This is a genomic window from Lacrimispora sp. YZC11, from assembly GCF_057543815.1.
The window spans coordinates 699,464-723,939 of record NZ_BAAJYQ010000020.1; the positions used below are offsets into that span (position 1 = coordinate 699,464).

Genomic DNA, 24,476 nt, shown 5'->3' on the forward strand with positions numbered 1-24,476 from the left:
AGGATACAATTATGCAGGCAGTACTACTGGCAGGCGGCCTTGGCACACGTCTCCGTTCCGTGGTAAGCGACAGGCCAAAGCCAATGGCGCTGATCGGAGACAAGCCTTTTATGGAATATGTGGTATTAGAGCTAATCCGCCACGGAGTAAAATCAATAATTTTTGCCGTAGGCTATAAAGGATCAATGGTAGAAGAATATTTTAAAGACGGGTCAAAATGGGGGATCCGGGTTTCTTATGCTTATGAAGAAGAGCTGTTAGGGACCGCAGGAGCCATTAAAAATGCAGGGACCCAAATACAGTCAGACAGATTCCTTGTATTAAATGCCGATACCTTTTACCGGATTGATTACAGCAGGCTAATGGAACTTGGCAAAGAGCGGGATTTAGACATGGCTCTGGTGCTCCGGGAGGTGCCTGATGTATCCCGCTACGGACAGGCTGTTCTAGAAGACGGCTGGCTTAAATCCTTTAATGAGAAGACGGAGGAAAAGCGCAGTGGAACCATTAACGGCGGCATTTATTTACTCAGACGGGATCTGCTTGACGAGATTCCAGAAGGAAAGGTGTCCCTGGAGCAGGAAATGATTCCAAGGTGGCTTTCAGAGGGGAAAAAGCTGGGCGGCCTTGTAAGCGGCGGGTATTTCATCGATATCGGAATTCCAGAAGATTATTACCGTTTTGCAGAAGATGTGAAGAGAGGAGAAGTGAACTTATGGTAATCAGAGGACGTGCTCCCCTGCGGGTGAGCTTTGGCGGAGGAGGAACCGACGTGGTTCCATTTTGTGTGGAGCAGGGAGGGGCCATCATTGGCAGTACCATCAATAAGTACGCATATTGCTCCATCGTACCAAGGGAGGATGACCAGATCATCGTTCATTCCCTGGACTTTGATATGACAGTCAAGTACAATACAAAAGAAAATTATGTATATGACGGACGCCTGGATCTGGTAACGGCGGCATTAAAGGCAATGGATATCAAACAGGGCTGTGAGGTGTACTTACAGTGCGATGCTCCTCCGGGATCAGGCCTTGGCACTTCCTCCACCGTTATGGTGGCCTTATTAACGGCCATGGCCAAATGGAAAGGCGTGGAGCTGGACAGCTATGCCATGGCAGATTTAGCCTATCAGGTGGAGAGAGAGGATTTGAAGATCGACGGCGGATATCAGGACCAGTATGCCGCTACTTTTGGAGGCTTTAACTTCATTGAGTTCCATGGCCGCAACAATGTGGTGGTCAACCCTCTCCGCATAAAAAAAGAAATCATACATGAACTGCAGTATAATCTGCTTCTTTGCTATACGGGAAACATCCATATATCCGCCAACATCATAAAGGATCAGGTAAAGAACTATGAAAAAAAAGATCCCTTTGATGCTATGTGCGAGGTAAAGGCTCTTGCCTATGCCATGAAGGATGAATTGTTAAAAGGAAATCTTTACAGCTTTGGAAAGCTTCTGGATTACGGCTGGAAGAGCAAGAAGCGCATGAGCAGTAAGATCTCCACTCCTCATATTGACGAGCTTTATGAGGAAGCATTAAAGGCAGGGGCCCTGGGAGGAAAACTTTTAGGAGCCGGTGGGGGCGGATTCCTTCTGGTGTATTGCCCCTATAACGTCCGCCATAAGGTGGCCGCACGCATGGAAGCAGCCGGAGGACAGCTTACGGACTGGAACTTTGAACTGCGTGGCGCCCAGGCGTGGATCACTGACGAAAAACGCTGGGATTACCAGGAGGTACGGGTGGCAATGCCAGGAGGCGAATATCATTTTCAAGTGTAGGCCCAAACAGTTTGTAAACAGACTCTTGCTCCGGAGTTCGGTTGCCTCACGCGTATCCATAGCGAAGCGTTTTAATACCCAGGATGCAATTCCTGTGATTTAAAAGGGCAGCATAAGGAGGGAAAAACCATGGACAGGATTGTATTTTTAGACCGGGACGGAACCATCAATGAGGAAGTGGAATACTTACACCGGCCTGAGGATCTGGTGATTCTTCCAGGGGTGGCGGAAGCCTTAAGACGGTTGAAAGAGCAGGGATTTAAGCTTGTTGTGATTACCAATCAGGCCGGAGTGGCAAGGGGATATTATGGAGAAGAGGAAGTGAAAGCTCTCCATGAATATTTAAACTGCCTCCTTTCAAAAGAAGGAGCCCAAATAGACCGCTTTTATTACTGCCCCCACCATCCGGTTCACGGGATCGGAAAATACCGGATGGAATGCCATTGCCGGAAGCCGGAAACAGGAATGTTTGAAATGGCGGAGACAAGCTTTCCGGTGGACAAGTCCCATTCTTATATGATCGGGGATAAGCTTCTGGATACGGAAGCCGGAAGAAGATACGGAGTGGGCACGGTTTTGGTAGGGACCGGATATGGAAAAGAATTATACGGCAATCTGACCCAGTCAGAGAAAAAGAATTCTTTTGATTTTTATGCCCCAACCATGAAAGAAGCTGCGGACTGGATACTGAAAAAAGAAGGAGTGTGAGAAACATGGAATCCATGAACTATTTAGAAGAACTGATTGAACGTTACCCAGTGTTGGCCTGTGTAAAATCTCAAATCAGGGAAGCTTACGAGATCCTGGTTACCTGCTATGAAAACGGCGGGAAGCTGCTGATCGCCGGAAACGGCGGCAGTTGCGCGGATGCAGAGCATATCGTAGGAGAATTGATGAAAGGCTTTGTAAAACGCCGTGCCGTTTCAGAAGATTTTGCCAGGAAGCTATTAGAGGTGGACCCTAAGTTTGGAAAAGAATTGGGAGAAAAGCTTCAGGGAGGTCTTCCGGCCATTGCCCTAACCGGCCATCCCAGTCTTTCTACGGCGTATTTAAACGATGTGGACGGAGAATTGATCTACGCCCAGCAGACTTATGGATACGGAAAGAAGGGGGATGTATTTTTGGGAATATCCACCTCCGGTAATGCAAAGAATATCATGTATGCTATGACAGCAGCAAAGGCCATTGGCATGAAAACCATCGGTCTTTCAGGAAAAGACGGTGGACATTTAAAGATGACAGCGGATGTGACGGTGGTGGTTCCGGAAACAGAGACCTTTAAAATACAGGAACTCCACCTTCCGGTTTACCATGTTCTCTGCCTGATGCTGGAGGAACGGTTCTTTTAACTGAAGTAGTCAGGGGCTCCCCTGCTTCTATAAAGGCGGGGAGAGTTATAACTATGGTCGCAGCTCCGATGCAGGGGTGCGCGGATTAAAATAAGAAAGGGGCTAGAGATGAAAGACAAACAATGGATATCTGGGTGGAAGGATGAGGTCATCGCTGCCGCACTTTTGCTGGGATTTGCTTTTTTCATAAACAGGGGGATTGAGATAAAAGGGCTTTATATGGATGATTTATACCTTTGGTCCTGTTACGGAGAGCAGTCTTTCCGCGAATTTGTATTCCCTTTTGGAAGTACCCGGTTCCGTTTTGTTTATTATCTGGCTTCCTGGCTGGAGCTGATGGTTTTCGGAAACCGCATCGGCTGGTTTGTTCCCTTTAATATCCTTTTAAATAGCTGCATTGCCTATACGGTTTACCGGTTTGGAAAGCGATTGTCAGGCAGGGGATTGGTTGGCTTTTTATGCGGGATTTTATACCTGCTCTCCCGGATGTCCTATTACCAGATCAGCCAGGTATACGGCCTGATGGAAAGCATGGCGCTGTGGGCGGCCATTGGCATTTTCTACTGTCTCTACCGTTATCTGACCGATGAGGTGGAGAGAAAATGGTTTGTACCGGCTGCAACGGCAATGTATTTCTCCGTCTGCTTTATCCATGAACGTTACATGGTGCTTTTGCCCTTATTTTACGTCGCGTTCCTCATGAAAAAGGAAAAAGGTCTAAAGCCGTGGCTGAGTATAACAGGAGCGTTCCTTGCGGTGCAGGCGATCCGGTTTCTTACCATCGGAAGCATATCTCCGGCAGGGACAGGGGGAACGGATGTGGCGGATACTTTCCATCTATCGGATACCTTCCGTTATGCTATTAACCAGGTGCTTTACTTATTTGGGATCAATGCAGGCCCTGATCATTTAAATGGACTTAGCTGGGGAAGATCGCCTTACTGGGTTCATGTTCTTGTCGTGTTTGCAGACTTCCTTCTCCTTATTATGACCGTGATTTTTCTTATAACCGTTATTCGGGAGCGGGAGAAGCTGAAAAAACGCCTCCCTGTGATCTGCCTGTTTCTTTTATTCATCGCACTGTGCATTGGCTCATCCAGCGTCACCATACGGGTTGAGACCCGGTGGATCTATGTTTCCATGACGGCGGCATGGCTGTTTGCCGCTTACATGTGCGGTGTAGCGGTACCGAAAGGGGAGGAAAAAGCAAAGCTTGCCAAACCTCTTTTATACTGTGGTCTGTTCCTGCTATATGGCGTTCTTATGCTTCCGGTTGAAAGCTTTTACCGTGGAAAATACGAGAACCTTTATTACTGGCCCTCTCAGTTGCGGTACAACTCCCTCGCAGAAGAGACTTTCGGGAAATATAAGGATGAGATATTCGGTAAGAAAATTTACATCATCGGCAACTCCTATGAAATGAGTGATTTTACTGCCAGGACCTTTTTCAAAACCTTTGATAAAGAGCGGCTGGCAGAGGGAACCGAGGTTTCTTTTATTCAATCCATCCACGATATCGGTCTGGTGACTCCAAACATGCTGATACTGAGGGAAGACCCGGCCCATAACGCATTTCAGGATGTAACGGATTTTGTACGGAGATTAAAATTTGAGCCGGTCTATGGCTGTTATGAGGATGGCTGGCTGGATGAAAGTGCCAAAGTCCGGATCATGGCAGGAAAAGAAGGAAAGATCGGTTTTAAATTCTATTACCCCGGCGTCATCACCGGTCTTGAACAGATCACTGTAACTGTAAATGGAACGGATAACCAGGTCATTCCCATCACCTCCAATACGGTAACGGCTGAAATTGACGCACCGGCCTTTCAGGTCACGGAACTGGCCTTTGAAAGTAACTTTTTCTATGAGGATGCATCGGAGCAAAGAGGGGAAAAGCACCTCTCTGTGGTTGCTTCCATAACGGCAAATTAAGGGCAGAGGTGAAAACATGAAGCGAAAGTATCTATATGGCCTGCTTCCTCTTTTGGGGACTATTTTTGGCCTCTGGTATATTTTTACGGCAACCTGTGACGGTATCTATACCGATTACGTCCGCCTTGTGAACAGTTATCTGCCTGACGTATGGAATCCGGCTGCCTTCTTTGTGCCGGATGTCCTGACCAGGATCCCGGTCAATTATCTGGGTAGGATCCTTAATGTCTCATTTTTTGGATACAACATCATGTTTGACCGTGTGTTAGGCGTTCTGGCCCTGGGGCTTTCCGGGCTGGCTCTGGGAAGCTACTGCAGCCGCAGGAAAATTTCTCCCGGCTGGTTTGGTGCTTTAATGATAGTGCTTTTCAGCCTTAACAAATGGGAAATGCTGGTCAATGGAAGTGGCTGGGCTCATTTCCTGTCCTTTGCATGCTTCTATTACCATTATGAGGTGATGGACCGGGTATGGAGCGGACAGGAAAAGAAATATGACAGGATAAGGCTCCTGCTCCTACCGTTTTTTATAACACTGCTGGTGGCAGGTCCTTATTGTGCAATCTATTCGGTGACGGTAATTTTAGCCTGTGGCCTGATGTTCCTGTTAAAGAAGGATGATTCAAGAAACAGATGGGGTTTAAACGGCCTTTGCGCCCTGATCCCCCTTTTGCTGTATTTGTGGAGCAATGCATATGCAGTGGAAGACCATGCGGCCCCGGCGACCGTGCCTCTGCTTGTCCAGTTAAGAGATACTCCCGGTTTTTTCCTCCGCTTTTTCGTGAAATCTTTTTCTTCCATGGTCGTAGGAGGAGAGCAGGCTGAGGAAATGTTTCGGACCAATGCGCCGTATCTGATCCTTGGTTTTCTGGTCATTCTTTTGTATCTGCTTGCACTGTGGGTAAATTTACGGTACCGCCTGTATGAGAAGACAGTCCTTCCTGTCGTACTCATCGTATCGGGAGGGCTGAACCATGTGCTCATCCTTTTGTCCAGGTGGATATTTCTTAAGGAAAATTACGGCTTGAGCTCCAGATATGCCCTTCAGTTCCAGTCCGGTATCCTTGGGATCTTGCTGACCTTTGCCTTATTATCCAAGCAGTGGAAGAGGAAGGGAAAGCCTATCCTTCAGATTGCCGCCTGGGGGGCCTGTGCGCTGTTTCTGGCAGGAAACTGCTATACCACATACACAGAGATAAAAAAGGCCCCTTACCGCAGGGATAACTATGAAATAAGGGCAGAGCTGGCCCTAAACTTTGAAACAGCCACCGATGACCAGCTGAGAGCCGGATTTGAGTACAGGCCCACCCTGGCTGACAGCGGTGCCAAGGTGCGGAGTGCGCTGACGATCTTAAAGGAAAACGGATATAGCGTATTCCGAAATGACTTTAAACGGTAAGGTTGAAAGAAACCCTTCTTTCAACTCTTGTTTGTGAATTAATTGGATATGCAGGCATATTCGCTTGATTCATTCGTATACAAAATGACAGTCGGGGGTTTTTATGGATCGATCACAGAAACGTGGGATTGGAGTCCTGCTGTTTATGGTTCTTTCAGCAGCAGGAATACTGTATTCTTTAAACCAGATATTAAACCAGGAAGTTTTTCAGTGGATCATGAACCAGAGGGAATATAAGACCATGATGGCAGAGACGGCGGAGCTGTTTGCTGCCTTCTGTTTGTCAGGAATTTTATTCCCAAAGAACAGGCAGAAGCTTATAGCGGCGGTCCTTATTACGGCCGTCTTTTTGTGGGCGCACGTAGCCTTTGTTCCGGTGCTGGTATCCGGGCTGTATCTGGCCTATATCCTGTTCTTCGGACGTTTCCTCCGGGTATCCTTATGGAAGCTCCCAAAGGCTGACGGGCTGGCTTCCGACTTTCTCACCGGCGCGGCCTTTCTCCTGGTCACGTTTTGCCTTATGTCGGTCGTTGGTATTGGTTCCATCGGTCATCTGACCGTTTTTGTCTTTATAAGCGCCGGGATCCTGCTTCTTTTCGGAAGGTCCTGCCTGGGCAATGGAGAGAAAGGGAATGGGCTGACCTTCAGCGGCAAAGAGATCTTTTTACTGGCATTTCTCCTGACCATGGTTTGCCTTCAGGCAGGGCGGCTAAATATTGCCGTGGATTATGACAGCCTTTGGTATGGAGTCAGGTCCCGGTATATCCTGGACAATGGACACGGGATTTATGAGAATCTGGGTACCATCGGGATCGTCTATACCTATTCAAAAGGCTTTGAGGTCCTGACGCTGCCCTTATCCCAGCTTCCTTCCTATAGCTTTGTAACTTCGGTCAATTTATGGCTGTCATTGGGAGTCCTTTTTATGGGTTACAAAATCGGCCGCTTTTATATGAAACAGGAGCAGGCAGTCTTTTTGGCGGCCCTGCTGTCAGGAGTTCCGGGCATCATGAACATGGCGGTTACGGCCAAAAGCGATATCATCACACTGCTTGTCCAGGAGATCATGGTGTATTACCTGCTGTGTTATATAAAAGCAGGGCGAAAATCCTGGCGCTATCTGGGATATGGGACGGCGGCCTTTTTTCTCAGCCTGACCTTAAAACCAACGGCCCTGATCTTTTCCACCGCTGTTTTTGGAATGGGATTTTTGTATCTGTTAGGAAAACTTTTGCTTCCTAAATTCGGAGCGGAAGAAGGAAATGGCGGTGGGTTGGCAGTTATGGCAGGCGCGCTACTTGCCTTAGGAGGAATCTGGACAAGAACGTTGGTATTAACAGGACTTCCCCTTACCTCGGTGTTTTCCTCCTTGCTTACAAAGATAGGATTTCACTTGAAATACCCGTTCATGGTTAATAGCATACCTAATTACGGCGCCGGAATGTCCCTAAAGGAAAAAGCAGTGCACTTAGCAAACCGGCTTCATGGATTTTTCTTTTGTCCTGTGGGAGAGGATATGGATCATGTGATCCTTGCCTGGGGTGGATTTCTGCTGTTTTTTCTTCTCTTATTGTGGATTGTAAGCTGTTTTTACGGCAAGAATGTGGATAGAAGAAAGAATTGTCAGCTGTCTGTTTTTCTAAAAGTAATCTATATACCGTTTTTGGTGGTCAATCTTATCAGCTTAGGCCTGCTGACCCAGGTTGACGGGAATTATTTCATGCTTTTCTATGTACTTACAACGGTATATGTCCTGAAGACAGCGGCGGAAGCAAGGGAAAAGGCTGTGTGGCGTGGAGGAATAGGAGCCGGAGTCTGGGTGCTTATGTTTTCCGTATTCTTTACGGCCATGACCAGCTGGAATTGGAGCCTTGGCTTTACTCCTGTGTCATTTCATCATAAAGGCTATTACGACCATCAGGAGGCCGCCAGACAGGATATGGTATCAAAAGGAAACGGGGAGATATGGGATATCCTTGCCGCCGACCCGGAAACACGTCTCGTTGCCATAGGAGATCATCCGGATGTGCTGGCATTCCCATGCAACGTCCAATCTTACGATGACATTACAGGGGTATGGGGAAATGTGACACTGGTGAAGAAAATGGATTATTTCGTGGAGTTCATGGATTATGCAAAGTCAGATTATGTCTATGTCCAGGCGGGCTATACGGGAGAAGAGAACCGTTCCTACACCCTGGTCAGGGATTTGATCGAATGGGGAAAGCTGATACCCGTATGCTATGACAACGGAAACCTTTTGGCCGTTGTGGATGTGAACGGAGATTACAGTGAAAAATCGGCCCAGGCATTGACAGAATTTGAACAATGTTATATAAAAAAGAAAACAAATGAACAATAGCATGATGAGCAAAAGGATGAGAGGAAAGCATCTTTCAACCTAGAGATTGTGAATTGATAGGAGAGGCAAGTAGATCCAATTGATTCATTAGGAGGCAAATATGGGAAAAACATTATCGGTCGTGGTGTCATGCTACAATGAGGAGCTGGCTCTGGGCCAGTTCTATCAGGAAACGGCCAAAATTTTAAATAAACTTATCTGGGATTATGAATTGATTTTCGTCAATGACGGAAGCCAGGATGGTACCATGAAGATACTTGATGATTTGTCAAGGCTTGATAAAAAGGTAAAGGTCATCAGCTTTTCCAGGAACTTTGGCCATGAGGCGGCCATGATTGCCGGCTTGGATTACAGCAGCGGGGATGGGATCGTCTGCATGGATGCGGATTTACAGCATCCTCCCCAGTATTTGCCGGAAATCGTCAGGAAGTTTGAGGATGGCTATGATGTCATCAATATGGTGCGCACAAAAAATGAGTCCGCAGGTTGGTTTAAAAATTTTGCTTCTTCTGCCTTTTACCATTTGATCAACGTACTTTCTGATGTGAAATTTGAGCCAAATGCTTCTGATTTTTTTGCAATATCCGGACGGGCTGGTACGGTGCTAAAGGACAATTACAGGGAAAAGGTACGCTTCCTGCGGGGATATGTGCAAAACATCGGTTTTAACCGGGCCACCATTGAATATGAAGCGGGAGTCAGGGTAGCTGGGGAAAGCAAATACAGCATTAAAAAGCTGATGGCCTTTTCCTTAAATACCATCATGTGCTTTTCCAATCTGCCTCTGAAGCTTGGAATCTATGCTGGCTGCGGCGCAGGGGTTTTGGGGATCATCATGATGATTTATACAATATGGAGCTGGGCAAGGGTAGGGACGCCAAACGGGTATGCTACTACCATCGTGCTGATCTGCTTTATGTTTGCGGTGTTGTTCCTGATCGTTGGGATTATTGGCAATTACATTGCCATTCTGTTTGCGGAGTTAAAGGACAGGCCTATTTATATTGTTGGGGAGACGAAGAACTTCTCGGAGTAGATGATGGCTATGGCTGTAAAAGACTATTGTTAGAGAGAGTTACTTGCTTAGAGATATTTATTAGAGATATTTATTAGAGATATTTATTAGAGATATTATTAGAGACATTTATTAGAGGTATTTATTAGAGATATTTATTAGGGACTTGTTAGAGATATTTATTAGATACATTTATTAGGGATATTTATTAGGGATATTTGTTAGATATATTTATTAGATACATTTATAAGAGATTTTTATTAGTGTCTTTTATAAGAGATTTTGCATAAGGGGTTTTGTATAAGAGGTGTTGTATAACGACTTTGAATCGAGAAATGCGCTTTGAATCGGGCTTAAAAAACCGATTTCAAAGCGCATTTACCTGTTTATAGAGTTATTTCTTTAGATGAGTTGTCATTACAAATCTGTTTTGCAGCAGACCCTTCTGATGTTTATTTATGTATTCCAGGTCCGATTTCATTTGTCTGATTGGCGGTGGAATCAGTAGGAGCAGTTTCCGTCTGCCCGGCCTGACTTTCTGCCGTTGTTTCTCCTTCCGTCTGACCGGAGGCCGTCTGCGGAGTCACAGTGCATGCGCCGCTAGCATTGGCCGTATAGGAGATTCCATCAAGCACAAAGGTAGTAGAGGCAGTCATCTTTCCGTCAGCCGGATTTAAGTAATACTGTACGCCATTGACCTGTGTCATACCGGTTGCCATGGCGCCGTTTCCGCCAAAGTAATACCAATATCCATCGATCTGTCTCCAGCCAACGGTCATCTTACCGGAAGAAGTGCTTAAATAATACTTGGCTCCCCGATCCTCAAACCATCCGGATTGCATTTTTCCGTCATTTGCAATATAGTACCAGCTTCCGTCAGGATTGATCCAGCCCGTAGTCATGGCTCCGCTCTGGTTAAAGAAATACCAGCTGTTATCGATGAGCTGCCATCCTGTAGAAACTGCACCGCTTCCTGACAGATAATACTTGGAGGAGCCTTCGGTATACCAGCCCGTTGCCATGGTACCATCATTATTTAAGTAATACCGGGTGCCATTGTTATCCAGCCATCCGGTAGCCATCACGCCGCTTTCCTGTAAGAAATACCACTTGCCGTTTAAATTCTTCCATCCGGTAGCCATTTGGCCGGAAGAAGCATCCAGGTAGTAATACTGACTGTTTAATTCCTGCCAGCCGGTAGCCATGGTACCATCAGAACCAAGGTAATAGCGTGCTCCATTGTCAGTAAGCCAGCCGGTATTCATGGAGCCGCTTTGATTAAAGAAATACCATTTGTCGGAAAGCTGCTTCCATCCGGTGTTCATCCGTCCGGAAGTTTCGTCAAGATAATAACGAAGACCATCCTTATTATACCATCCGGTGGCAGCCAGTCCCTCATCGTTCATATAGAACCATCCGGAGCCATCGTTGATCCAGGCATTTTTCTGGATAGAATAATTCTGGTAGTAATAGGTCTTTCCTCCAATGGTTCTCCACATATTTCCCGGAAGTTTTGGAGTTAAGTCCTTATAGAGGAAGTCAATGTCAACGTTTCCGTTGATACCGTTGATTGAACCGGTGCTGGTGACCTGCCACATTATTGGGTTGGAATAAACATGTTTTGCCTCATAACGGGCAACCCACACGTCATGATGCATATTGGATAAATCTATTTTATTCGATAGCCAGTAATCATTGGCATAAACGATGGGGTAATATCCTGCGTCTGCAATGCGCTGGCAGAATGCGTTGATTACTTCACTCACCTGTGCAGGAGGGAGGGTGCCAAGGGTGGCGCTGTCTTCTGCATCAAAAGCGATGGGAAAGGAAATAGGATAATCCTTTACCAGACTGAGGACAAAATCCGCTTCTTCCCTGGCCATATCCGGAGTTGTAGCCAGAGAATATATGTAAGCACCGACTTTTAACCCTGCTGCTGAAGCACCCTGTACATTGGTATGGAAATACGGATCCACAATACCCTTGGATCTGGTGCCCAGCATGACAAAGCTGACATCATCTGACGCCACAGCCGCCCAATTTACATTTCCCTGCCATCTGGAGACGTCGATTCCTCTGGCAATTACCTGTTCAATTACCGTACCGTTTGCAAGCTGATAATGACCATTGACCTTTTCGTAGCCTGCTGCCCAGGAGTTCATGGCCGGGCCAAACCCCGCTGACATTCCTATAAGGGCACATAACGCTGCTGCGGCAATTTGCATGCCTATTTTCTTGTGTCTCAATGTGATACCTCCTTATCATTCGAGTACTATGAAATGCTGTGCGCTTTCATGCTTACGGAATGAAAACACAGGCGCACAAAATTCAGAAGAAACTTGCTTTACAAGTTCCCCGGTTATCGCGGCAGCACCAAGCAAACTTAATCTCATCTGTCCGGTCCGTTATCCGCGTAAATAAAAGGGTATCCGCGCCGAGGTGCAGATACCCACACAGATACTAATTCATATGAGATCAGCCGGGACCATTGGTAAGCCCTGGTGACAACTGATATCCGTTATTGTCTGAAGGATTAGTTGAACCGCCCGGAGTGTAGCTTGTAGAGCTTCCCGGGGCTCCGCTTAAAGTATTACCGTCGGAAGAGGAGCCTCCTGGTCCGTTAGAGTCTGATGAAGTCGAATTGGTCCCGCCCGGTGTATTGGAGGAGCCGGTTGATGAGCTTCCGGGGCTGTTTCCATTGGTTGAACCGGAAGGAGTACCGGAAGAATTTTCCTGGTAAGCTCCATTGGAACCAAAGGTATAGCTTTTTCCGTCAATGGTAAGGGTAGTGTTGGCAGCCATCTTACCAGTAGATGGATCAAGATAATAATAAACGCCTGAAAGCTGTACCCAGCCGGTCATCATATGCCCGGAATCATTAAAATAATACCAGGAGCCTTCAATCTGTTTCCATCCGTGTGCCATCTTTCCATTGCTGTCCATATAATACTTGTTGGTTCCGTCACTGAGCCAGCCGGTCATCATCCGACCTAACACGGATTTAGAATCCACATTCAAATAATAGTAGGAATTATCAATCTGCTTCCATCCGGTGACCATTTTGCCGTCAGAGCCAAAATAAAACCAGTCACTTCCGATCTGTCCCCATCCAATGATGCATTTTCCGTTTTCTTTAAAATAATACCAGCCGCCGTCCATTTCCCGCCATCCGGTAGACATGGAACCGTCGCCTTTCATGTAATAGTAGTCATTGCCTATTTTTAACCAGCCTTTAACAAGGACGCCTGTGTCATCCATAAGGTAAAAATATTTTCCGCCGTTTTGTATCCACTTGGTAGCCATTGCGCCGTTGGAATGAAAGTAGTACCAGTTTCCATTGATCTGCTTCCATCCAGTAGCCATATAGCCTGTAGAGAGATCAAGAAAATAAAAGGTTCCGTCAGATGTTTTTACCCAGCCTTTATGAGCGGAACCATCCTGGTCTAAATACTTCCACTGGGAACCCTCTGCAACCCAGCCAGTGGCACCCCAGGCCGTACCTGCCGGTATCAGAGTAGTGGTTCCTACAAGCCCTGCTATGAGCAGCGCCGTCATTTTCTTTCTGTATTGCATACCGTCCTTCCTCCTGTTCTAGCTATTTTATTCACATACCATAGATCCGCAGTGCGTGTAAGTAGCACGCAGGGCGCGCAAGTAGCTCACAGTGCGGGCAAGTAGCTCACAGTGCGGGCAACTAGCTCACAATGCGGGCAACTAGCTCACAATGCAGGCAACTAACCCGCAGTGCACGCTCACAAAACCTGTGGTTTTGTGAGCTCACGGGCTTTCGCCCTATGAAATAAGTCATGAAAAGATTTTCTTATGTGCAAGCACAACGAAAATCTTTCCCTGACTTATTTCGCACTGCTCATTGCATTCGTGTACATTATAGCATAGAACTGACAGGAATACCTAAACATTTTATTACGATTTGCGGACAATTTCCAAAAATCTCATATTTTGGAGATTTCAGAGCATTTTTTATAATAGTTTTTTGCATAACGATACATGATTATGGTATATTCGCCAAATTCATCACCTAAGAACGTTTTGTATACTGCCCATAGACTCCAAAGGAAGCCGCCGAGAGCCATATAAGCGTAAATGGTGAACCGCTCCTCCTCAGAAGGCTCCCGTTCTAAGTAGATCCTTATGAGGTCATCTGTTTCTTCTTCATTTAAATAGGAGTAAATCGCGCTCATGCCGATGTCTATAAGGGGATCGCACATTCCGGAATATTCCCAGTCAATTAAGCGTACACCACCGTCAGGCATCATTAAGAAGTTGTCGACCACCGTATCAATATGGGAAAGGACCTTCTTATGTCCCAGGCTGTCCAGTCGGTTTAAAAGCTCAGTCATCTGCCTGCGGACTAAGTTGTAATCATCAAACGGGATTTCCCCATGGGCCCTACAAAGTTTTTCGTAGAAATCGATTCGTTCTCCAATGTCAAAAGAATGGTCTACCTTAAGCCCGGATTTGTGGAGCTTCCGGACAACCGCCATGCAGCGTTCCATTTCTTCCCGGCTGGAAGGGTTGGCATTGTGAGTGCCTTCATAAAATTCCGCAATCTTATATCCGGTTTCCCCGTTAAAGTAAATAACCTTTTCCGTGATATCCAGTCCGCTCAGGACATCATAAACCGTTTTTTCCTGCTGCCGGTTGATCAGGAGATCTGTTCCGGCTCCTGGGATGCGACAGATATAATGGCGGTCCTTAATCTTAAAAAGGAAGGATTTGTTGGTCATGCCTGATTTTAAGCACCGTATTTCTGTGATTTCCGACTCGGGCACATGAAATACGGAAGATACTAATTCCATGGCTTCATTATCGGAATGGTGCTGGTATTTCAAATCAAAGCGGCGCAGTTCTTCCAGGTTCTCGAATTCATATACCTCGTCAGCCGGTCTTCTGTTGACGAACAGATCAATGTCTTGCTTTGCTTCCGGGATATGAGGAAGCCTCTTAGCGGCCTCTCCGGACAGCATTTCCATGTAGACATTTTCCCAGTAAAACTGCTCTGTTCCGGGCAGTTGATAATAATTTTCTAATACGGTCAGAAATTGCTCTGAGAATGATTTCGAGAAGAAAACCGGTCCGTACATCACCCATTTGTCCTGGCCGCCTACGGATACATTTAAAATGCGTCCCTTCTTATTATAATCAAGGCACCATTCGGAGGTCTCCCCTTCCATGTGTGACGCAGAGTACCATGCGCCGCCTTCGTAGGCATGGTACATGTTATGGCGCATCCAGTTGTCAGAAGAGAGGACATACATATTTCTTCCACGGAGTAGTTCACGGGCGTGATAAATGGTGGCCAGGGTGTTTTTTTGGGAGTATTCGGGATTGTATAGAAGCTTCACCTGATATTTGTCTATAAGGTATTCAAATTTTTCCTTTAGATAGCCGACCACAATAGTGATGTCCCTGATTCCGGCTTCGTGAAGCTGGCGGATCTGCCGTTCGATCATGCGCTCTCCGAATACTTCCAGCAATCCTTTGGGGGTTTCGAAAGTTAAGGGGACGAAACGGGAGCCGAAGCCGGCAGCGATGATGACGGCGCCGTCAACTTTGTTTTCGTTTAGAAGGGCTTGGCCTGCTGGGAGCAGTTCGTATAAATCATTGCCGTTTCCAATCTCAATGTATTTTTTTTCTATGCATTCCTTTATTAGGTTATTAACGGTTCCCAGGGAAACATTAAGCTCTTTCGATAAATCTCTCTGTGTGACTGCCGGGTTTTCCAGAATGGAACGGCAGATGATGACGTTACGATCCATAGTCGTGTGACCTCCGTATAGTTTATAATTGGTAAATTTGCGTAAGGTGTTCAGAATTTGTGATTATTACAAATATATGAACATTATACCATTGAAATGGTAAATTGCAATAGGGGAATGTGATGGGATTGTATATAGAAGATTGTGATAAAAGGTTGAAGTGAATGATTATAATTAAATTGCCGGTAAGGCTTGGTTATTGGCTCTTAAAGATTGATTATGGTACATTGCTTAATCTTGTACCATTCAGACCTATTATGAACACGGATTGCTATATATAGAAACGGAAATGGAGAAATTTATCGAAAAGAAACACTGTTTTCTATTACTTGAACTCCGCATATTATAGTGCTTATGAAGAAAAAACTGGAGAATAAACCTTGAAAAACAGGATTGTACTTATAAAAATACAATTTTTCTGAGAAAAATCATTTTCGTAATGATTATGTAAGAAAATGCACAGAGAAATGTTATAGCATTTTCCAAAAATATGTATTATACTATACCATGTGATGGAGGAATTGATAGCTTCTGCCGGAAATGTAAATATTTTTTATATTTTGCAAAAAATGCAAAAAAAGTAAAAAAGGTATTGATAATTTCCATTATAGGAAGTATAATTACCTCGTAATGCAATTAGGAATTTCGAAGAGTATTTCAAAAAGAAAAAAGGAGAGTGCATTAATTATGAGAAAGCAGACCAAATTAGTTGCTGTATTATCTACAGCAGCACTGCTGGCATTAGGCGCTTCCATGTCCTCTTTCGCAGCTACTGGCTGGCAGGAAGAAAATGGTACATGGGTGTACTATGACAAGAACGGCGACTTAGAGACAGAGAAGTGGGAAAAATCAGGAGATAACTGGTTCTACCTCAATGAAGACGGCGAGATGGGTACTGATGCTCTTGTTGAGTACAATGACAACTACTATTATGTAGATGAGAACGGTTCTATGGTAGCTAATAAGTGGGTTTCCATTGAGAACGATGACTATGATGGTGATGATGATAATGAGCCTGTAAATCATTGGTACTATTTTGGCTCTAATGGTAAGGCATATAAGACCTCCAGCACCAGCAACAGTGCTTCTTTCAAGACTATCAATGGAAAAAAATACATCTTTGATGATGAAGCTAAGATGTTATATGGTTGGATTGATGCAGATGGACAGAGATTAACTGATGACAATGCTTGGCGTGCAGATAATGGTGTATACTACCACGGTGATGAAAATGATGGCGCACAGGCTACTGGCTGGGCATCTCTGCACATTAAAGATGACCAGTGGGAAAATATTGGTGATTTAGATAAAGGCCTTTCCAGTGACAACACATTTGACGACGAAGAACAGGATCGTTGGTTCTACTTCAAGAGCAATGGTAAGAAGATGGCCGACAAAAAAGGCGAGACCATCAACGGTAAAAAGTACAGCTTTGATGTAGATGGCCGTATGAACGCTGAGTGGGTTAACTGGGATGCTACGCAGACAACTGCCACACAGGCAAGTGCAGACAAAACAGCTACACAGACACAGGGTAATCGTGTATACAGTAGTGGATTCAGATATTATGGAAGTCCAGAAGATGGCGCCAGAGTAACTAAAGGTTGGTTCCAGGTTGTTCCAGGCTCCTACTTAAATGAAGGAGACTATGATGACGATTCTCAAAACTGGTACTATGCTGATAAAGATGGCAAGCTGATTACTGGACAAATGAAGACTATCAACAGCAAGAAGTATGCTTTTGATGATCAGGGAGCTATGGTTGATGGTTATAGATTTGTTCAATTAGCTTCTGATAATAAAACTATTACTGCTCTTGCAAAGAAAGATGATTCAACTCATCCATATGACACAACAGATGGATTTAAGGCTAATGCTTCTTATTGGGAAAATGATGAGTACAAATTCTACTACTTCGGTGATGATGGTGCCGTAAAGACTAACAAACAGAACGTCACTATTGATGGTGATACTCATAGTTTCTTACTGAATAAGTCTGGAACCTTCAAGGGTGCTGGTAAGACAGCTCTTGATAACAAGAAGTACTATCAGTCTGGTATGATGTTAGCAGCAGATAAAGATGATAAGTATGCTGTGGTAAAGGCTAATATTGGTGCTGATGGAAAACTTACTTCTGCAAAACTTTTGACTACAGATGAATTCTTAGGCTTAATGCCAGTTGATAGTATTGTAACTAATGATAAATATTCTGAGGAATACGATTTAAGAACAGCAGCAGCAGATACTACAGCAGCAGGCGTTGCAGGTGTTGAGTACAGATTAGTTAATACCGCTGGTACTGTTCAGAAGAGCAAGAACAAAGCAAAAGATGGCAATGACCGTTGCTATGAAGTAAATGGTAGTGGTAACATTGTAAAGATTTTCGTTGAGAACTAATGTTTTTCAATAAATAAGAAAAGACCGGAAATTCTTAAGAATTTCCGGTCTTTTCTTTCTTATCAATACATGGTATAATCAATGGGTTAAAAAATGTTTTTTTTAAAACTTGAATGAAAGTTCTGCTGTATTGTTTTTTGCGGCTTGCGAGGAGGATTATTTGTTTGCTAGTTGGTAATTTTATATTGCAAAATGTAAATAATTATCCAATAAATGGTAGGGTTGAAAGGAATGTTTATGCAGGAAAATATATGCCGTGATTCTGAGAAAAAAAGTTTTCCATCAATTGTTCTTGGTATTTATGTGTTTCTGGTGGGAATTGGAGTTCCTTTAGTGGTCAGGGACCGTTATTTTGATATTCTTGTATTTAAATATTATTATTATTGCGTTTGCACAATTATAATGCTAGTGATATTATTAGTGTATACTTTGACAGCAGGAAGAGCGGATACAAAGATATATTTCAAAGAATTTAAAATAAAAAAGTTTTTTGAAAAGCTTACTATTATGGATTTTGCGGCTATTATATATCTTTTGATTGCGATTGCATCAACGGTGTCATCTGACTATTTATATGAAGCATTTTGGGGTAATGAAGGGCGATTTACTGGTTTGTTTCTTATGATTTGGTATGTTGTCTCCTATTTTTGTGTAAGTAGACTTTGGAAGTTCAAAAGTTGGTATATTGATATGATTCTGGTAGCAGGTATATTTGTATGCTTATTTGGGATTACAGATTATTTTAAGTTAGATATTTTTCAATTTAAAATTGCCATGGTTCCAGAGCAAAGGACGATATTTACATCAACAATTGGAAATATAAACACCTATACTGCATATGTGGGAATTATAACTGCCATTGCAACGGTTTTGTTTACTACAGATAGAAAAATTAAGAATATGTTATGGCACTATTTCTGCATGGTGATCAGTTTTTTTGCTATTATTATGGGGGTTAGTGACAATGCATATCTTTCTTTAGGAGCATTATTTGGTTTTTTGCCATTGTATTTGTTTAAAAATAAAAACGGAATTCAAAGATATGTCATTGTATTGGCGACATTTTTTTCTGTTATCCAATGTATTGACTGGATTAATAGTTACTTTGGAGAAAGCGTCCTGGGAATAGAAAGTGCTTTTGATGTAATAATAAGATTTCAAGGATTACCATTTTTAGTAATGGGTTTATGGGGAATTGTTATTCTTTGGTATTTTATAACCTATAGGAAAAAACATGAATTCAAAGAATTTGGGAATTTGTTTAGATATCTTTGGATGGTGTTTCTTTCTCTGATTACTTTAATAGTATTGTATGCTCTTTATGACTGTAACATAGCTGGCAATGTTAGTAGATATGGAGGCTTAAGCTCGTATTTTCTCTTTAATGATGATTGGGGAACGGCCAGGGGGTATATCTGGAGAAAGGCTATGGAATGTTTTCAGAGTTTGTCTTTGTGGAAAAAAATTGTGGGATTTGGACCTGAAACTTTTGGTATTTTAGTAATGCGTGAGACCGCGAATAACCCATATAATCAATTGTTTGATAGTGCACATAATGAATATCTTCATTTGTTAACTACGGTTGGAGTTGCGGGATTGTCAGCTTATTTGATTTTTATATTTGGATATGTTAGGAGATGTATTTTTTATAGAAATAAAACGCCGTATATTTTAGCAATTATGTTTGGCGTTATTTGTTATAGTGTTCAGGCCTTTGTAAACCTTAATCTTCCTATTGTTACACCGATATTTTGGCTTTTATTAGGAATGGGCGCTGCAAAATCAATAGAAGATTGATTTTATGAAAATAATTGTAAAATTCAAATATAATGATAAACTGGAATTTTTTCACTTATTTGGGAGTATCCCAAATATTGTATAAACCTCCAAGCTGATGTAAGATAGAATTACTCAGATTGGAGGTATTTTTATGGTAAAAGAATCAGATACATCTTAAAGCGGTACGGGATATGTCATAAATAATCCGGAAGGTACTCTTGATGTATACCTGAATGAAGCGTTGAGGTATATCAATTATGACTACCTTATGCGTGAACTCTATAAATTTTCGAAGCCATATCTTGCACCTTTGTCCTAATATTCGTTAACAAATTTCACACAGGTATTGGATATTATCGCACCGCTTTCTTCAGAATACGACCAGAACTAGTTGTTCCCAAGTGGTGTTGCTGAGATGCAAATGTAATAAATTTTGTCTATATACCTCTCTTTTTGAAGTCTCTTAGAAATACCTAAATTGCATTATAGGATAATTATATTACAGGTAGGTTAATATCAAGAAATGGGAAAAGGATGGAAATAAGGCTAGTATATGATGATTTTAATAAAATATTAAAGGTTTTGCAACTCTTTTTGTTACCACGTAAGTTGCGTAATTGGTAGTTAAATGTTATACTAGATTGAGGTTTTATTGTGGAAAATATTATTAATCAGCAATGAAAAAGAAATATAGGAATCTGCAATCGCAAAAAGAGAAATAGTAAGTAATCAGTAATCAGGATGGCTTTTTGATATCTATGACTTGCCAATGTAATACAATGAATTGGCTTCATTATCTAGAGATTTTCTGAAACAGTAATTAGATTATACAGTTTATTTAAGGTGATAGTAAGTTTCAATGGGTTATTTGTTTTCGTGATTACACAGTGGAATCTGGTTATAGCACTATATTGGTTGGCAGGCGTTTGGGGGAGAAGAATCAATTATTAGAAAACAAGCTGATATATTTATAACTTGCAATTGATATGACTATATATGCTGTAATAGGAGTAGTTCGTATAATTCTAATGTGAATGAAAATGAAGCTCGGTTGATGTAAGAAAGCTTTTGAGGTGTATCGGTTTTTTTCACCAAAGCATAAACTATTTGTGGATAGGGCCGATACAGGTGCTGATGAATCTGAATCTATCGATAGCAACATCAATTACTGAGTGCTGAGATGGAGACAACTGGAACCGGATGTAAGGAAGAGACGAATGACAAGTAGAAATTTTGAGCAGTACAAACGCATGGTGAAGTTCTTAAGTTCAGCAATTATTGTATTGTTAGAACTTACAATTTATTATTATGTGTGGATCAATTATTATAATAAAAATATGACAATTGCTTTCTGGAGACGAGGTAATTGGTTGATTCTTGGCGAATATATGATATTATTGCTTTTTCTGCATCGGATTTATGGGGGATTGCGGGTTGGTATTTTTAAATATTGGAATTTAGTGTATTCTCATATGCTTTCGTTAATCATAGTCAACGCCTTCTCATTTGTGCAGGTTGTGCTATTTGATAAGAAGATGCACAATCCTACTGCATTGCTTGTTATGACTGGCGTGGATTGGTTGTTGGTTATGTTATGGGCATTGGCGTTTGTAAAGCTATACACGTTCATGTTTCCCAGAAGATGCCTTTTATTGGTGCATGGCGAGAAGCCGATGTTTCATTTGATGGACCGTATTTATACCCGGGAAGATAAATATGAAATAGTGGAAAAAATATCAATAAAAGAGGGTATTGAACTTGTGATGGAACAAGCCGTTAAATATGACGGAGTTATAGTGGGGGATATTGCTGTGCAGGAGCGGAATCGGTTACTCAAGCAGTGTTATGGACAGAATATCCGTACATATGCAGTACCTAAAATCAGCGATATCCTGTTGAGGACATCTGATGAGTTGAATATTTTTGATTCTCCGCTATATCTTTCTCGTAATTATGACGGACTTACACTGGACCAGATGTTTGTAAAACGGATGGAGGATATTATAGTATCTTCACTGTTTTTGATTATATCAAGTCCGTTTTTTTTGCTGATTGCAGCTATGATAAAACTTAGTGACCACGGTCCGGTGTTTTATACGCAGGATAGGCTGACAAAAGATGGGAAATGTTTTGAAATTTTAAAATTTCGTACCATGGTAGTGGATGCGGAAAAGGAAACAGGACCTATCAAAGCAGGGGAGAAGGATACTCGGGTTTTGCCTGTAGGACGTTTTCTCAGAGCAACACGTATGGACGAACTCCCACAGCTTATTAACATTTTAAAAGGTGATATGAGTATGGTTGGTCCAAGACCGGAAAGACCAGAGTTAGCCAGGATTATCACAAAAAATATACCTGAATTTGAATATCGTTTGAAAGTAAAAGCCGGATTGACCGGTTATGCACAGGTCTATGGAAGATACTGCACGACCAGCTATGATAAATTAAAATTGGATTTAACTTATATTAGGAATTATTCTATTATTATGGATTTTAAAATTATGCTCATGACACCTAAAGTACTTCTGTTGAAAGAGTCAACAGATGGATTTGAGGAAGGTAAATGGGAAGATCCGTCGCTTAAAGAATAATAAGCAGTTTTTGACAGGAAGGCGGAGAAGTATGATACGTGTATTACACTTTGTTTCTACTCCGGCAATTTGGAGCGGGGTGATGAGCGTTATTATGAATTATTATCGCCATATGGATCGGACTTTGGTTCAATTTGATTTTCTGTGCTTTCTCCATTGCGAAAATAGTTATGAAGATGAGATAACATCATATGGTGGACATGTTTACTATGTGAAGAAACCCGGAAGTTCTATGGCATCTATGAGGGAATTGGTAGAATTTTTTAAAGAACATGAGGGAAGGTATCAGTGGTTTCATAATCACGAGGTATATCTTAGTTTTTACCTTTGGCGGTTGGTTAGACGGTATGATTACGGGCATTTCGCAATTCATAGTCATGCAACACGTTATTCAGATAAAAGGCTGAATGCAAGACGGAATCAGATATTATGCTATCCTATACAATTTATGAAATGTAACAGGATTGCATGTTCAAAGGCTGCAGGAGGTTTTCTATTTGGTGAAAAGATGGTGCAGCAGAACAAAGTGTATATCCTTTATAATGCAATTGATTGCAAAAAATATCGTTATAACCGAGAAAAGAGAGAGGAATTGAGATACCGCCTTGGTTTGCAGGATAAAATCGTAATAGGTCATGTGGGTAGGTTCGAAAAGCAAAAAAATCATGATTTTTTGATTGAAAGCTTTAGCATTTTAAAAAAACAATGTGCAGAGAGTGTTTTAATACTCATAGGAAGTGGAAGTTTGAAAGTGACAATGGAGCAGAAAGTGAAGGCTGCTGGTTTAGAAGACGCCGTGTTTTTTCTGGGACAGCAAAATAACAGTCAGGATTGGTATCAGGCAATGGATTTGTTTTGGCTGCCTTCGGTCTATGAGGGACTTCCTATGGTTGCTGTAGAAGCGCAGGCCAGCGGTTTACCGTGTTTTCTTGCTGATACGATTACTCAAGAAGTAGAATTGTTGGATACCACGAAGCGCTTATCTTTAAATAAAGGTCCGGAATATTGGGCGGCAGAGGCATGCAAGCAGCATAATACTATAAAACGTGATGATGCATGGCGTATGGTTGAAAATGCAGGATTTGGAATAGAGAGTTCAAGTATCGCACTTCAGCGATATTACATGAATGAAGGAGCAAAATGAGCTTACAGATTTTATTATCATCTTATAATGGTGAAAAGTATATACGCATTCAGTTAGATAGTCTTTTAGCACAAACCTATCAGGATTTTAAGGTTTTAATCCGTGATGATGGTTCATTGGATAAGACCCGGGAAATTTTGGAAGAATATGCTCAACGGGAATCTCGTATTACCTGGTATGGCCTAGAAAATTTGGGAGTGGTAGAGAGTTTCTTTGACTTAATAAAACGTGCAGATTTAACATGCGATTATTTTGCTTTTGCCGATCAAGATGATGAATGGCTGCCAGAAAAGTTAGAGAAAGCTATCAAGGCGTTGCAGTCGAATGGTTCTGCAGAACCAATGCTGTATTGCAGTGATAAGATTATTGTGGATGAGAAATTAAGACCGTTGGATGTCCAGGTGACAAGGGAAATTAGGAAACCTTCTTTTGGAAACGCACTGGTGCAAGGAATCTGTACAGGATGTACGGCTGTCTGGAATCGTAAACTTATGGAGGTTCTTACAGGTCATATGCCAAGACGCATTGAAAATGTTGTGATGCATGACTGGTGGTTGTATTTGACGGCGAGTTGCCTGGGAGCAATTTATTATGATGAACATGCATATATTCGTTATCGGCAGCATCAGAGCAATAAAATAGGGGCAATGATAACGAAAAGGCAATTGCTTTTTTATCGTATGAAACAGCTTAAAAAGCCGCGTGGGGAAATTTACCGGCAGGTTAAAGAATTTGTTATGGTATTTGAAAGGGAAATGCCAGCAAAAAATAAGGATTTGGCTATTGAGTTATTGAAAGCGGAAAAGAGTATTTTATCACGGTTAAAGATTGTTAAAAACAAAGAAATTTTTCGACAAAAAACTAATGACGATTTGGTATTCCGGATAATAGTATTGATCGGTAAACTGTAGACTTGCCACGATGACTACACTTATAATGTCATAT

At 42.5% G+C, this 24,476-nt stretch carries 16 protein-coding genes; 13 read left to right on the top strand and 3 right to left on the bottom strand.

Annotated elements, in window-relative coordinates:
* Positions 1-11 precede the first annotated feature (11 nt).
* The 8 genes from AC27IJ_RS24670 (at position 12) to AC27IJ_RS24705 (ending at position 9,861) form a co-directional block, all read left to right on the top strand.
* Entirely contained in the window at positions 12-722 is a 711-nt protein-coding gene (locus AC27IJ_RS24670) for a nucleotidyltransferase family protein (RefSeq protein WP_312441392.1), read from the top strand.
* On the top strand, positions 716-1,786 hold the full coding sequence (locus AC27IJ_RS24675) for a GHMP family kinase ATP-binding protein (protein WP_312441393.1): 1,071 nt from the start codon (positions 716-718) through the stop codon (positions 1,784-1,786). Before AC27IJ_RS24670 ends, AC27IJ_RS24675 begins: the two co-directional genes overlap by 7 nt.
* A 129-nt stretch (positions 1,787-1,915) precedes the next feature.
* On the top strand, positions 1,916-2,494 hold the full coding sequence (locus AC27IJ_RS24680) for a D-glycero-alpha-D-manno-heptose-1,7-bisphosphate 7-phosphatase (RefSeq protein WP_313154900.1): 579 nt from the start codon (positions 1,916-1,918) through the stop codon (positions 2,492-2,494).
* 5 nt (positions 2,495-2,499) lie between these two features.
* Complete coding sequence (locus AC27IJ_RS24685) at positions 2,500-3,135, top strand: D-sedoheptulose-7-phosphate isomerase (RefSeq protein WP_313154901.1); 636 nt, start codon at positions 2,500-2,502, stop codon at positions 3,133-3,135.
* Positions 3,136-3,243: 108 nt separating this feature from the next.
* Positions 3,244-5,067 (top strand): hypothetical protein, encoded by a 1,824-nt coding sequence (locus tag AC27IJ_RS24690; protein WP_487151221.1) that lies wholly within the window; start codon positions 3,244-3,246, stop codon positions 5,065-5,067.
* Between the two features lie 16 nt (positions 5,068-5,083).
* Positions 5,084-6,463 (top strand): hypothetical protein, encoded by a 1,380-nt coding sequence (locus AC27IJ_RS24695; RefSeq protein WP_487151222.1) that lies wholly within the window; start codon positions 5,084-5,086, stop codon positions 6,461-6,463.
* A gap of 103 nt (positions 6,464-6,566) precedes the next feature.
* The gene (locus tag AC27IJ_RS24700) at positions 6,567-8,825 is read left to right on the top strand and encodes a sodium:solute symporter (protein WP_487151224.1); all 2,259 of its coding nucleotides are present in this window, start codon (positions 6,567-6,569) and stop codon (positions 8,823-8,825) included.
* 100 nt (positions 8,826-8,925) lie between these two features.
* A complete protein-coding gene (locus AC27IJ_RS24705; protein WP_487151226.1) occupies positions 8,926-9,861 on the top strand; it encodes a glycosyltransferase family 2 protein in 936 nt (311 codons plus the stop codon).
* 431 nt (positions 9,862-10,292) lie between these two features.
* Here AC27IJ_RS24705 and AC27IJ_RS24710 read toward each other — a convergent pair whose 3' ends face one another.
* The 3 genes from AC27IJ_RS24710 to AC27IJ_RS24720 form a co-directional block, all read right to left on the bottom strand.
* Positions 10,293-12,086, bottom strand: coding sequence for a GH25 family lysozyme (locus tag AC27IJ_RS24710; RefSeq protein WP_312441404.1), 1,794 nt, complete (start codon positions 12,084-12,086; stop codon positions 10,293-10,295).
* 229 nt (positions 12,087-12,315) lie between these two features.
* Complete coding sequence (locus AC27IJ_RS24715; RefSeq protein WP_312441405.1) at positions 12,316-13,413, bottom strand: cell wall-binding protein; 1,098 nt, start codon at positions 13,411-13,413, stop codon at positions 12,316-12,318.
* Between the two features lie 380 nt (positions 13,414-13,793).
* A complete protein-coding gene (locus AC27IJ_RS24720) occupies positions 13,794-15,620 on the bottom strand; it encodes a sugar phosphate nucleotidyltransferase (RefSeq protein ID WP_312441406.1) in 1,827 nt (608 codons plus the stop codon).
* 687 nt (positions 15,621-16,307) lie between these two features.
* Here AC27IJ_RS24720 and AC27IJ_RS24725 point away from each other — a divergent pair.
* The 5 genes from AC27IJ_RS24725 to AC27IJ_RS24745 all read left to right on the top strand — a co-directional run bounded on the left by AC27IJ_RS24725 (position 16,308) and on the right by AC27IJ_RS24745 (position 24,442).
* Positions 16,308-18,017, top strand: coding sequence for a cell wall-binding protein (locus AC27IJ_RS24725; RefSeq protein WP_312447277.1), 1,710 nt, complete (start codon positions 16,308-16,310; stop codon positions 18,015-18,017).
* A gap of 237 nt (positions 18,018-18,254) precedes the next feature.
* Positions 18,255-19,814 carry an O-antigen ligase family protein gene (locus AC27IJ_RS24730; protein WP_312447092.1) on the top strand — a complete coding sequence of 520 codons (1,560 nt, stop codon included), beginning with the start codon at positions 18,255-18,257 and terminating at the stop codon, positions 19,812-19,814.
* Positions 19,815-21,013: 1,199 nt separating this feature from the next.
* On the top strand, positions 21,014-22,387 hold the full coding sequence (locus tag AC27IJ_RS24735) for a sugar transferase (RefSeq protein WP_312447094.1): 1,374 nt from the start codon (positions 21,014-21,016) through the stop codon (positions 22,385-22,387).
* Positions 22,388-22,418: 31 nt separating this feature from the next.
* Complete coding sequence (locus tag AC27IJ_RS24740; protein ID WP_312447096.1) at positions 22,419-23,531, top strand: glycosyltransferase; 1,113 nt, start codon at positions 22,419-22,421, stop codon at positions 23,529-23,531.
* A complete protein-coding gene (locus tag AC27IJ_RS24745) occupies positions 23,528-24,442 on the top strand; it encodes a glycosyltransferase family 2 protein (RefSeq protein ID WP_312447098.1) in 915 nt (304 codons plus the stop codon). The genes AC27IJ_RS24740 and AC27IJ_RS24745 overlap by 4 nt, the downstream gene beginning before the upstream one ends.
* Positions 24,443-24,476: the final 34 nt, after the last annotated feature.